Genomic DNA, 11,921 nt, shown 5'->3' with positions numbered 1-11,921 from the left:
CGAACGGAGTGGAGGCCCGAGTGGACGATCTGAGACTGGATGCGTCGTTCGTCGACTACCTGCTGGTGGCCGCCTACTTCGCCGTGGTGCTCCTGATCGGTGCCGCCGCGCGGAGACGGGTGTCCGACAGCCTGGACTTCTTCCTGTCGGGTCGCTCGCTGCCCGCGTGGGTCACCGGCCTGGCGTTCATCTCGGCCAACCTCGGCGCCGTCGAGATCGTCGGCATGTCGGCCAACGGCGCGCAGTACGGCATGAGCACCATGCACTACTTCTGGATCGGCGCGGTCCCGGCCATGCTGTTCCTGGGCGTGGTGATGATGCCCTTCTACTACGGGTCGAAGGTCCGCAGCGTCCCGGAGTTCATGCGCCGCCGGTTCGGCACCGGCGCCCACCTGGTCAACGCGATCAGCTTCGCCGTCGCGCAGATCCTCATCGCCGGCATCAACCTGTTCCTGCTCGCCACCATCGTCGAGGCGCTGCTGGGCTGGCCGCTGTGGCTGTCCCTGATCGTCGCGGCGGCCGTGGTGCTCAGCTACATCACCCTCGGCGGGCTGTCGGCGGCCATCTACAACGAGGTCCTGCAGTTCTTCGTCATCGTCGCCGCGCTGCTGCCGCTGACGCTCATCGGCCTCAACCGGGTCGGCGGCGTCGGCGGGCTGGTCGACCGGATCACCGACTCCGGCCGGGGGGAGGAGCTGACCTCGTGGCCGGCCACCGACCTCTCCGGCATCGGCAGCCCCGTCCTGTCGGTGATCGGCATCGTCTTCGGCCTGGGTTTCGTGCTGTCCTTCGGCTACTGGACGACGAACTTCGTCGAGGTCCAGCGGGCCATGGCCACCAAGTCGATGTCGGCCGCGCGCGCGACGCCGATCATCGGGGCCTTCCCGAAGATGTTCGTGCCGTTCATCGTGGTCATCCCGGGCCTGATCGCCACGGTGCTGGTCCCGGAGGTCGTCGAGGCACGGGCCAACGCCGACGCGGACTTCGACTACAACAACTCGATCCTGCTGCTCATCCGCGACACCCTGCCCAACGGCCTGCTCGGCGTCGCGCTCGCCGGCCTGCTGGCGGCGTTCATGGCCGGCATGGCGGCCAACATCTCCGCCTTCAACACGGTCTTCAGCTACGACCTGTGGCAGCAGTACGTGAAGAAGGACCGGCCCGACGGCTACTACCTCGCCGTCGGCCGGTGGGCGACCGTCGGCGCCACCGTGGCCGCCATCGGGACGGCGATCATCGCGTCCGGCTACACGAACCTGATGGACTACCTGCAGACGCTGTTCGGCTTCTTCAACGCCCCGCTGTTCGCCACCTTCATCCTCGGCATGTTCTGGAAGCGGATGACGCCGACCGCGGGCTGGATGGGCCTGGTGTCCGGGACGCTGGCTGCCGTCGCCGTCGCCTTCCTCAGCGAGGACGCGTTCGGGACGGCGTCGCTGGGCGTGCTCCCGCTCGGCGGCCAGGGCGCGAGCTTCGTCGCCGCGAGTGCCGCCTTCCTCGTCGACATCGTGGTCAGCGTCGCCGTCAGCCAGGTGACGGCGCCCAAGCCGGTCGCCCAGCTCGCCGGCCTGGTCTACTCCGAGACGCCGAAGGAGCAGCGGACCGACCCCGACGCGCACCGGCTGCCCTGGTACCAGTCGCCGACCAAGCTGGCCGGCATCGCGCTGGTCATGGTCATCGTCCTCAACGTGATCTTCCGCTGACGTCAGGAGCACGGTCATGAGCAGCAGCAACCGCGCCACACCGGCCAAGCAGTCGGCCGGCGCCTTCGACGTCCGCAACGTCATCGCCGCGCTGATCGGCTTCTACGGTGTCGTGCTGGTCCTCGTGGGGCTGTTCGGCGACACCCCCGCCGACCGGGAGCGGACCGGCGACGTCAACGCCAACCTGTGGGCCGGGCTCGCGATGCTCGTCTTCGCCGCGGCCTTCGTGCTGTGGGTACGGCTGCGCCCGATCGTCGTCGAGGCCCCGCCGGACCGGCAGGACCCCGACGACGACGGCAGCGGCACCTCTCCGGCCAAGGGCCACTAGGGCCGGGGGTCACCGGCCGCGGGGCTGGTCCAGGACCGTCACCGGCACCCGCTGGACGAGGTTGTTGGCCATGCCCTGCCGGTTCCACGGCGCCTCGGTCGGCTGGGGCCCCTCCGCGTCCGCGGCCCGCACGACGAGCTCGTGCGGGCCCGGCGCGGCGTCCCACGTGCAGGTCCACGCCCGCCAGGCGTGGGGGTGCGCGGGGTCCGCGGGGGCCAGGTCGGCCGGGGCCCAGGTCGTCCCGGCGTCGGTGCTGACCTCGACGGCGGTCACCGGGGCGCGGCCGGACCACGCGCGCCCGGTCAGCGTCACCGGCCCGGCGTGCACGAACCGCTCGCGGGTCATGAAGTCCGGCCAGCCGGGCGGGGCCAGCAGCGCCCGCGGGGCGATGCGGGTGACCGGGGCGCCGTCGTCGTCGCCACCGGTCCGCATCCGGTAGGCGACCGCGTTCTGGAAACCGGTGAACGCCGTCTCGAGGACCTCGATGCGGGTCAGCCACTTGACGTGCGCCATCCCGTACCAGCCGGGCACGAGCAGCCGCAGCGGAGCGCCGTGCTGCGGCGGCAGCGGCATCCCGTTCATGCCCCAGACCAGCAGGACGTCGGGCCGCATCGCCTCGGCCAGCGGCAGACCGCGGGCGTAGTCCTGCTCGACGCCGCGCTCGACCCCGTGGTCGGCGCCGGTGAAGGCGACGTCGACGGCCTCGGGGGAGACGCCGGCCTCCTCGAGCAGCGGCGCCAGCGGCGTGCCGGTCCACTCGGCGGTGCCCACGGCCTCCAGCAGCCACGGCTGGCTGACCGGCCGGGGCTCGAGCCGGGCGCGGCCGTTGCCGGCGCACTCGAGCAGCACCCGTGAGGTGACGGCCGGGCGGCTGCGCAGGTCGTCGAGGGTCAGCCGCAGCGGCCGGGCGACTGCGCCGCCGAGCTCCAGCGACCAGCTGCCCGGGTCGAGTGCGGGGATGTCGTAGTGGGTCAGCACGTAGTGCAGGCCCGGCGGCGTGACGTCGTAGCGCAGCGCCTCCAGCGGCATCCCGTGGTTGCGGGTCGCCAGCGCCAGCTCGTCGAGGCCGATGCCCTCACCGGGCTCGGCGATCCGGGCGCGTCCGCGGTGCGTCGACTCCGTCGTCGGCTGGGTCGTCGTCATGCGGGCAGTCTCCGCCCGGGACCGGCCAGGAGGTAACCCTCCGGTCGGACGGCCGGCGGGTGACCCTCCGGTCGGCCGGCCTCCCTGCAGGGGTCCGCCGCGGGGCGTGCGAGCGGTGGGGGACAGGGAGGTCCTCCCTCAGCTCGCGGCGCGGGCGATCGCCGAGGCGGCCTCGAGCACCGCGCCGACCACCTCGGGGCTGGGCCGGCGGCCCAGCCGCTCGACCGGGCCGGAGATGGACACCGCGCCGAGCACCGCGCCGGCCGGGTCCCGCACCGGGGCCGACAGCGAGGCCACCCCGGGCTCGCGCTCGGCCACGCTGTGCGCCCACCCACGACGGCGGACGTCGAGCAGCGTGCGCGCGGTGAAGCTGGCGTTCGGCAGCAGCGGCGTGACCTCCTCGGCGGGGGCGAAGGCCAGCAGCGCGTGCGCCGCCGAGCCCGCGGTCATGGGCAGCCGCGCCCCGACCGGCACGGTGTCTCGCAGGCCGTGCGCCCGCTCGGCGGAGGCCACGCACACCCGGGAGCTGCCCTCGCGCACGTAGAACTGGGCGCTCTCCCCGCTGGCGTCGCGCAGCACCACCAGGTGCCGGCCGGCCACCCGGGCGAGGTCGGCGCCGCCGTGGCTGAGCTCGGCCAGCGCGGGGCCGGGCGCCCAGGTACCCGCCGGCGTGCGCCGGAGCAGCCGGTGCCCCTCGAGGGCCACGGCCAGCCGGTGGGCCGTGGCACGCGGCAGCTCGGTGCGCGCGACCAGGTCGGCGAGCGACGCCGGCTCCTGCGCGACGGCGCGCAGGATGGCCACTGCTTTGTCCAGCACGGCAACGGGGTTAGGCTGTCCCACACAGCGATACTCTCATCCCACGGTGTGGGATGACCACCGTGGCCCACCTGGAGGGACCCCGTGCCGAAGACCCTGGCGGAGAAGGTCTACGACGCCCACGTCGTGCGCAGCGCCGCGGGCGAGCCGGACCTGCTCTACATCGACCTGCACCTCGTGCACGAGGTGACCAGCCCGCAGGCCTTCGACGGCCTCCGCGCGGCGGGCCGCACGGTGCGCCACCCCGAGCTGACGATGGCCACCGAGGACCACAACGTCCCGACGCTGGAGATCCTCAAGCCGATCGCCGACCCGGTCAGCCGCGCGCAGGTCGAGGCGCTGCGGAGGAACGCCGCGGAGTTCGGCATCCGGCTGGCCCCCATGGGCGACCGCGACCAGGGCATCGTGCACGTCATCGGCCCGCAGCTGGGGCTGACCCAGCCGGGGATGACCATCGTCTGCGGTGACAGCCACACCTCCACCCACGGCGCGTTCGGCGCGCTGGCCTTCGGCATCGGCACCAGCGAGGTCGAGCACGTGCTGGCCACGCAGACGCTGCCGCAGTACCGGCCGAAGCAGATGGCCGTGACGGTGGAGGGCGAGCTGCCCGAGGGGGTCTCGTCGAAGGACGTGATCCTCGCCGTCATCGCCCGGATCGGCACCAACGGCGCCGCCGGGCACGTCATCGAGTACCGCGGCAGCGCCATCGAGGGGCTGTCGATGGAGGCCCGGATGACGATCTGCAACATGTCGATCGAGGCCGGCGCCCGTGCCGGGCTGATCGCGCCGGACGAGACCACCTTCGCGTTCCTCGAGGGCCGCCCGCACGCCCCGCAGGGCGCCGACTGGGACGCCGCCGTCGAGTACTGGCGGACGCTGCGCACCGACGAGGGCGCGGTCTTCGACACCGAGGTCGTCCTGGACGCCGCCGAGCTGACGCCGTTCGTCACCTGGGGGACCAACCCGGGTCAGGGCCTGCCGATCGACGCCGCGGTGCCCGACCCGGCGGCGATGGCCGACGGGAACGAGCGCCGGGCCGCCGAGCAGGCGCTGGCCTACATGGGTCTCGAGCCGGGCACGCCGCTGCGCGAGATCGAGGTCGACACCGTCTTCCTCGGCTCGTGCACCAACGGTCGCATCGAGGACCTGCGGATCGCCGCCGAGCTGCTGCGCGGTAGGCACATCGACCCGAACACCCGGATGCTCGTCGTCCCCGGGTCGGTCGGCGTCAAGCTGCAGGCCGAGGCCGAGGGCCTGGACCGGGTGTTCACCGAGGCCGGCGCCGAGTGGCGGGGTGCGGGGTGCTCCATGTGCCTGGGCATGAACCCCGACCAGCTCCAGCCCGGGGAGCGGTCGGCGTCGACCAGCAACCGCAACTTCCAGGGCCGCCAGGGCAAGGGCGGGCGCACCCACCTGGTGTCGCCGTCGGTCGCCGCGGCCACCGCGCTGACCGGGAAGCTCACCGCCCCCGCCGACCTGCAGCCCGCCGACCTGACGACCGCTGGAGTCTGACCCGATGGACGCCTTCACCACGCACACCGGCACGGCCGCCCCGCTGCGCCGCAGCGCCGTCGACACCGACCAGATCATCCCGGCCGAGTACCTGAAGCGGATCACCCGCACCGGCTTCGAGGACGGCCTGTTCGTCGCCTGGCGGAAGAACGAGCCGGACTTCGTGCTCAACCAGCCGCAGTACGCCGACGCCTCGATCCTCGTCGCCGGCCCCGACTTCGGCACCGGCTCCTCGCGCGAGCACGCCTGCTGGGCACTGCTGGACGGCGGCTTCCGCGTGGTCATCAGCTCGCGGTTCGCCGACATCTTCAAGAACAACTCGACCAAGTCGGGCCTGCTCACCGTCGTCCTGCCGCAGGACCAGGTCGAGGCGCTCTGGGCGGCGGTGGAGGCCGACCCCACCACGCCGGTGACGGTCGACCTGCAGGCCAAGACCGTCACCCACGGCGACACGACGGTGCCGTTCGAGGCCGACGACTACACCCGCTGGCGGCTGCTCGAGGGGCTCGACGACGTCGGCCTCACCGAGCGGCACCTCGACGACATCGAGGCCTACGAGGCCCGCCGTCCGGCCTGGCTGCCGAAGGCGCTGCCCGCGAGGTGACGTGAGGGAACGGGCCACCCTCCAGGGGCCCGCGCCGAGCGTGCGAGGCGGCGGGGGAAGCACAAGGACCCCGTCCTCCCACCCCTCGCACGCTCGGGGCGGGGTCCGGGACGGGGCCGTCAGGGGGCGTCGGGGTCGGGGCCGAGGTCGCGGTAGTAGTCGGCGGTCAGGGCCCCGGTCCGGCCACCCAGCGCCCAGACGCTGCCCTTGGCCGCCGGCGGGTGCGGCCGGGAGCCCTCCCAGCGCACGCCGAGGGCCATCAGCACCGACGGGATCGCCCCGCCCTGGCTGCAGACCACGGTGACGCCCGGCCGGTCCCGCGGCTCCAGCAGGCGCTCGACGACGGCCAGGCCCCCCTGCGGGTCGGCGGCGAACTCCTCCTCGCCGAGCTCGGGCAGCGCGCACAGCGGCACGCCGGTCACCTCCGCCAGCGGCTCCAGCGTCTGGCGGCACCGGACCCGCTCGGCGGTGAGCAGCTCGACCGGGCCGAACACCGGCAGGACCGCGGCCAGCTGCTGCGCCTGCCGTCGGCCCTGCGCGTCCAGCGGCCGCTCGGCGTCGGGGCCGTCCCAGTGGCTGCGGCTGCCGGCCTTGGCGTGCCGCACCAGCAGCAGCGTGGGCGCGCGCGGGACGTCGGTGCGCGCGAGGTCGGTGAGCACCGTGCGGTCGTGCTGGTGGGTGGCCAGCGCCGCGGCCTCCTCGACCGGCAGCCAGCGCAGCTCGTCGACCTCGTGGTTGGCGTCGAACGGCTCGTCGCTGCCCACGGCCCGCATCAGCCAGTAGTCGACGTGCTTGGCGCCCTCGGCGACCGCGTACCGGGTGCGCACGCTGCGCCGGCCGGCGACGACGTCGAGCGCGGTCTCCTCCCGCACCTCGCGGACGGCGGCGGCCAGGGCGTTCTCCCCGGCGTCGAGCTTGCCCTTGGGCAGCGACCAGTCGTCGTAGCGCTCGCGGTGCACGAGGACGGTCTCCAGGCCGCCGTCGGGCGCCGTCCGCCAGACGGCGCCGCCGGCCGCCGCCACGACGCCGCGCTTCCGCTCAGCCGGCATGCTCGGTCTCCGCCGCCATGAGCCCGGCCTGGTAGTCGTGTTCGCCGTCGCGGACCCACGAGCCGTCGGGCCCCAGCTCCCAGCAGCGCACGCCGGGTGCCATCGCGGCGTCGAACACCCCCTGCAGCTCCCGCTGGGCGGTCTCGTCACACACCCGCAGCAGCACCTCCACCCGGCGGTCGAGGTTGCGGTGCATGAGGTCGGCGCTGCCGATCCACCACTCCGGCTCGCCGCCGTTGCAGAAGGCGATGACCCGCGAGTGCTCGAGGAAGCGGCCGACGATCGAGCGCACCCGGATCCCCTCCGACAGCCCCGGGACGCCGGGCCGCAGGGCGCAGATGCCGCGGACGAACAGCTCCACCGGCACGCCGGCCTGCGCGGCCTCGTAGAGGGCGTCGATGACCCGCTCGTCGACCAGCGAGTTCACCTTGATGCGGATCCCGGCCGGCCGGTCCTCGGCGACGTGGCGGGCCTCGCGGCGGATCTTCTCGACCAGGCCGCTGCGGATGCCGTGCGGCGCGACCATCAGCTGCCGGTAGGCGGTCTGCCGCGAGTAGCCGGTGAGGGTGTTGAACAGGTCGGTGAGGTCGGCGCCCACCCGCGGGTCGGCGGTGAGGATGCCGACGTCCTCGTAGATCCGCGCGGTCTTGGGGTTGTAGTTGCCGGTGCCGATGTGCACGTAGCGGCGGATGACCCCGTTCTCCCGCCGCACCACCAGCGCCGTCTTGCAGTGCGTCTTCAGGCCCACCAGCCCGTAGACGACGTGGCAGCCGGCCCGCTCCAGCGACCGGGCCCAGGTGATGTTGGCCTCCTCGTCGAAGCGCGCCTTGATCTCGACCAGCACGACCACCTGCTTGCCGGCCTCGGCCGCCTCGATGAGCGCGGTGACGATGGGGGAGTCACCGGAGGTCCGGTACAGCGTCTGCTTGATCGCCAGCACGTGCGGATCGGCCGCGGCCTGCTCGATGAAGCGCTGCACGCTGGTCGCGAACGAGTGGTACGGGTGGTGGACCAGCACGTCGCCCTCGCGCAACGTGGCGAAGACGCTCTTGGGCGTCTCGCCCTCGGACAGCCGCGGGTGGGTGGCCGGCACGAACGGCTCGTCCTTCAGCTCGGGCCGGTCGAGGGCGTAGAGGGCCCACAGCGACGCGAGGTCGAGCAGCCCGGGCACCGTGACGACGTCCTGCGGCCCGACCTCGAGCTCGGAGACGAGGACGCCGAGGATCTGCGGGTCCATCGTCTCGGTCACCTCCAGCCGCACCGCCGGGCCGAACCGGCGGCGCGCCAGCTCGCGCTCGAGGGCCTGCAGCAGGTCCTCGTCGCGGTCCTCCTCGACCTCGACGTCGGCGTTGCGGGTCACCCGGAACAGGTGGTGGTCGACCACGTCGAGGCCCGGGAACAGGGCCGGCAGGTGCGCGGCGATGAGGTCCTCGAGCGGCAGGAACGTCGCCGAGCCCGCCGCGTCGACCGACCCCACCGGGACGAACCGCGGCACGTTGTTGGGCACCTTGAGCCGGGCGAAGTGCGGGGCGCCGGTGTCGGGGTCGCGCACCTGGACGGCGAGGTTGAGCGACAGGCCGCTGATGTAGGGGAACGGGTGGGCCGGGTCGACCGCCAGCGGGGTGAGCACCGGGAACACCTGGTCGCGGAAGTACTCCCGCAGCCGCCGGGTCTCGGGCTCGGCCAGGTCGGACCAGTGCACGATCCGGATGCCGGCGGCCTCCAGCCGCGGGGTGATGTCCTGCTGGAAGGCGACGGCCTGCCGGTGCACCAGCTCCTGGCTGCGCTCGGTCACCCGCGTCAGCTGCTCCCGGATGGTCAGCCCGTCGGGGGAGCGGACGGTCAGGCCGGTGCTCTGCCGCCGCTTCAGGCCGGCGATGCGGACCATGTAGAACTCGTCGAGGTTGCCGGCGAAGATCGCCAGGAACTTGACCCGCTCGAGCAGCGGCAGCGTCTCGTCCTCGGCGAGCTCGAGCACCCGGGCGTTGAAGTCCAGCCACGACAGCTCGCGGTTGAGGTAGCGGTCGGTGGGCAGGACCGGCGGCTCCTCCGGGGCGACCGGGCCCCCGTGGGTCGTCGTCTCCGGGGTCGTCGTCTCCGGGGTCGTCGTCTCCGGGGTCGTCGTCTCCGGGGTCGTCGTCTCGGCTGCCACGGGCTCATCGTGCCCCAACCGGGTGAACGGCGAGGGGTGGGCGCCCGGTCCGCTCAGGCGGCGGGCCGCGGCAGCCGGGGCAGCAGGGCCGCCGTCGCCGTCCCGACGCCGAGGACGGCCGCCGCGGTGAGGTCGGCGGGGGTGTCGACGTCGCGGCGCAGGCCCGGCCAGTCGCCGATCAGGGGCACGGCGCCGGCGGCGGCGTGCGCAGCGGCCGACCCGCTGCCGAAGCGCGGGTCCAGTGGCACCCCGGCCGCGGCCAGCAGCGTCGTCCCGGTGCCGGCAGCGTCGGCCACGAAGCCCTGCGGCACGGCCGCGGCCGCGGCCAGCGCGGCCGCCAGCTCCGCGGGGCGCAGCGCCGGCAGGTCGGAGGAGAGGGCGGCGACGGCGCCGGTGGCCGCCGTCCGCGCGCCGTGGGCCAGTGCGGGGTTCAGGCCGCGGTCGGGCTCGTCGGGCACGGTCCGCGCGCCCAGCGCCCGGACGGTCGCGGCGGCGCGCTCGTCGTCGGTGACCACGACGACGTCGGCCACCGCCGGGCAGGCCCGGGCCGCGGCGACGGTGTCGGCCAGCAGCGCGAGCACCAGCTCGGCGTGCAGGCCGCCGTCGGCGGGGCCGCCGGTCAACGGCCGCAGGCGGGTCTTGGCCGCGCCGAGCCGCTTCGCCGGGACGACCAGGGACCAGCGCACGGTTCCATGTGAGCACACCGCGACCGGTGCCCGGACGCCGCCGGAGACCCCGGTGCGATCATGGGCGGGTCGTTGCGACCGAGCGGAGGGGGTGCCGGTGACCGAGGACCAGTCCGCCGGGGCGCAGCACCGGGCCCGGGCCCTGCACGAGCGGGGCCGGTTGCCGTGGTCGCTGAAGCTGGCGGTCGTCGTCATCCACCCGGTCGCCTCCCTGCTGTTCCGGCTGCGCTACCGGCACGGTGAGCGGCTGCCCCGCACCGGGCCGGTGCTGCTGGTGGCCAACCACGTCTCGGTGCTCGACCCGCTGGCCTGCGCCCGGCTGGTCTACGACCACGGGCGGATCCCGCACTTCCTGGCCAAGGAGGCGGTGTTCAGGGGGCTGGCCGGCCGGATCCTGCGCGACGCCGGGCAGATCCCGGTGCCCCGCGGCTCGTCGGAGGCCCGGGGGTCGCTCGCGGCCGCCGTGGCCGACCTCGAGGCGGGCAACGTCGTGGTGATCTACCCCGAGGGCTCGGTCACCCGCGACGAGCACTGGTGGCCCATGCAGGCCCGCACCGGCGTGGCCCGGCTGGCGCTCACCACCGACGCCGTCGTGCTGCCCGTGGCGCAGTGGGGGCCGCAGCGGGTGCACGACTACCACACCAAGAAGTTGCACCTGCGCCCGCGCACGCCCACCGAGTACTCCCTCGGTGAGCCGGTCGACCTCGACGCCCTGCGGGCGGAGGTGCGCGCCGGCCGGCCGCTGACCCCCGAGCTGCTGCGGGAGACGACCGACCTCATCATGGGCCGGGTGCGTGACCTCCTGGCCGAGCTGCGCGGTGAGCCGGCGCCCCCCGGCTTCGCCTCCCGCCCGCGGCGACGGCCGTCCGGCGACGTGCCGGGGAGCGCCGCGTGAGCGGTCCGGAGCGCTCCGGCCGCGGCACCCGCGCCGCCGTCCTGGGCGCCGGGTCCTGGGGGACGACGTTCGCCAAGGTGCTCGCCGACGCCGGCTGCACGGTGTCCCTGCACGCCCGCCGTCCCGAGCTGTGCCAGGCCATCACCGAGACGGGGGAGAACCCCGACTACCTGCCCGGCGTCAAGCTGCCCGGCGCGCTGACGGCGACCACCGACGCGGCGCAGGCCCTCGACGGCGCCGACGTCGTCGTGCTCGCCGTCCCCTCCCAGTCGCTGCGGGACAACCTCCTCGCCTGGACGCCGCTGCTGCCCCCCGACTCGACCCTCCTGTCGCTCATGAAGGGCGTCGAGCTCGGCAGCAGCAAGCGCATGAGCGAGGTCATCCGGGAGGTCACCGGCGCGGGACCGGACCGGGTGGCCGCGCTGTCGGGGCCAAACCTGGCCCGCGAGATCGCCGAGGAGCAGCCGGCGGCGACGGTCATCGCCTGTCCCGACGTCGAGCGCGCCGAGGCGGTGCAGGCCGCCTGCCACACGCCGTACTTCCGGCCCTACACCAACCGCGACCTGGTCGGCTGCGAGCTGGGCGGCGCGGTGAAGAACGTGATCGCGCTGGCCTGCGGCATGGCCGAGGGCATGGGGTTCGGCGACAACACCCGCGCCTCGCTCATCACGCGTGGGCTGGCCGAGACCGCCCGGCTCGGCACCGCCCTCGGCGCGGAGCTGACCACCTTCGCCGGGCTGGCCGGCCTCGGGGACCTCGTGGCCACCTGCAGCTCGCCGCTGTCGCGCAACCGGACGTTCGGGGAGAAGCTCGGCCGCGGGATGTCGCTGGAGGAGGTGCAGCGCACCTCCCGGCAGGTGGCCGAGGGCGTCAAGAGCTGCCGTCCGGTGCTGGAGCTGGCCCGTGCGCACGACGTGGACGTGCCGCTCACCGAGGCGGTCGTGCGGGTGTGCCACGAGGGCGTGTCCGCGGCGCAGATCGTCAAGGAGATCATGTCGAGGGAAGCGAAGCCGGAGTGAGCGACCGGCCCGGG

11 protein-coding genes are annotated in these 11,921 nt (G+C 74.2%); 6 read left to right on the top strand and 5 right to left on the bottom strand.

The window, feature by feature from the left end; all coding sequences use genetic code 11:
- Positions 1-20: 20 nt before the first annotated feature.
- Together ABQ292_RS04490 and ABQ292_RS04485 are read left to right on the top strand one after the other, a co-directional pair.
- A complete protein-coding gene (locus tag ABQ292_RS04490; protein WP_369203661.1) occupies positions 21-1,703 on the top strand; it encodes a sodium:solute symporter family protein in 1,683 nt (560 codons plus the stop codon).
- 16 nt (positions 1,704-1,719) lie between these two features.
- The gene (locus tag ABQ292_RS04485) at positions 1,720-2,031 is read left to right on the top strand and encodes a hypothetical protein (protein ID WP_369203659.1); all 312 of its coding nucleotides are present in this window, start codon (positions 1,720-1,722) and stop codon (positions 2,029-2,031) included.
- A 9-nt stretch (positions 2,032-2,040) separates the two neighbouring features.
- Here ABQ292_RS04485 and ABQ292_RS04480 read toward each other — a convergent pair whose 3' ends face one another.
- Together ABQ292_RS04480 and ABQ292_RS04475 are read right to left on the bottom strand one after the other, a co-directional pair.
- Positions 2,041-3,174: a sulfite oxidase gene (locus ABQ292_RS04480; RefSeq protein WP_369203657.1), complete on the bottom strand. Its 1,134-nt coding sequence runs from the start codon at positions 3,172-3,174 to the stop codon at positions 2,041-2,043.
- Between the two features lie 138 nt (positions 3,175-3,312).
- Positions 3,313-3,990, bottom strand: a complete 678-nt coding sequence (locus ABQ292_RS04475; RefSeq protein WP_438940569.1) for an IclR family transcriptional regulator — start codon at positions 3,988-3,990, stop codon at positions 3,313-3,315.
- Positions 3,991-4,074: 84 nt separating this feature from the next.
- Between ABQ292_RS04475 and leuC the strand changes: the two genes are divergently transcribed.
- Both leuC and leuD read left to right on the top strand, forming a co-directional pair.
- Positions 4,075-5,502 (top strand): 3-isopropylmalate dehydratase large subunit, encoded by a 1,428-nt coding sequence (gene leuC, locus ABQ292_RS04470; protein ID WP_369203653.1) that lies wholly within the window; start codon positions 4,075-4,077, stop codon positions 5,500-5,502.
- Between the two features lie 4 nt (positions 5,503-5,506).
- Complete coding sequence (gene leuD / locus ABQ292_RS04465) at positions 5,507-6,106, top strand: 3-isopropylmalate dehydratase small subunit (protein ID WP_369203651.1); 600 nt, start codon at positions 5,507-5,509, stop codon at positions 6,104-6,106.
- 119 nt (positions 6,107-6,225) lie between these two features.
- Here the strand turns inward: leuD and ABQ292_RS04460 are convergent, their stop codons facing one another.
- Genes ABQ292_RS04460 through cofC form a run of 3 tightly spaced genes read right to left on the bottom strand, consistent with a single transcriptional unit; the run spans position 6,226 to position 9,993 of the window.
- Positions 6,226-7,155, bottom strand: coding sequence for an NUDIX hydrolase (locus ABQ292_RS04460; protein WP_369203649.1), 930 nt, complete (start codon positions 7,153-7,155; stop codon positions 6,226-6,228).
- Positions 7,145-9,307, bottom strand: coding sequence for an RNA degradosome polyphosphate kinase (locus ABQ292_RS04455; protein WP_369203647.1), 2,163 nt, complete (start codon positions 9,305-9,307; stop codon positions 7,145-7,147). The genes ABQ292_RS04460 and ABQ292_RS04455 overlap by 11 nt, the downstream gene beginning before the upstream one ends.
- 53 nt (positions 9,308-9,360) lie before the next feature.
- Positions 9,361-9,993 (bottom strand): 2-phospho-L-lactate guanylyltransferase, encoded by a 633-nt coding sequence (cofC, locus tag ABQ292_RS04450; protein ID WP_369203645.1) that lies wholly within the window; start codon positions 9,991-9,993, stop codon positions 9,361-9,363.
- Positions 9,994-10,090: 97 nt separating this feature from the next.
- Here cofC and ABQ292_RS04445 point away from each other — a divergent pair, with 97 nt between their 5' ends.
- Both ABQ292_RS04445 and ABQ292_RS04440 read left to right on the top strand, forming a co-directional pair.
- Positions 10,091-10,888 carry a lysophospholipid acyltransferase family protein gene (locus tag ABQ292_RS04445; RefSeq protein ID WP_369203643.1) on the top strand — a complete coding sequence of 266 codons (798 nt, stop codon included), beginning with the start codon at positions 10,091-10,093 and terminating at the stop codon, positions 10,886-10,888.
- The gene (locus ABQ292_RS04440) at positions 10,885-11,907 is read left to right on the top strand and encodes an NAD(P)H-dependent glycerol-3-phosphate dehydrogenase (RefSeq protein WP_369203641.1); all 1,023 of its coding nucleotides are present in this window, start codon (positions 10,885-10,887) and stop codon (positions 11,905-11,907) included. Before ABQ292_RS04445 ends, ABQ292_RS04440 begins: the two co-directional genes overlap by 4 nt.
- The last annotated feature ends 14 nt before the right edge of the window (positions 11,908-11,921 follow it).

Origin of the sequence: Geodermatophilus maliterrae (assembly GCF_041018925.1) — a bacterium.
Classification (GTDB): Bacteria; Actinomycetota; Actinomycetes; order Mycobacteriales; family Geodermatophilaceae; genus Geodermatophilus; species Geodermatophilus maliterrae.
This window is presented reverse-complemented; position numbering and strand designations above follow the sequence as displayed.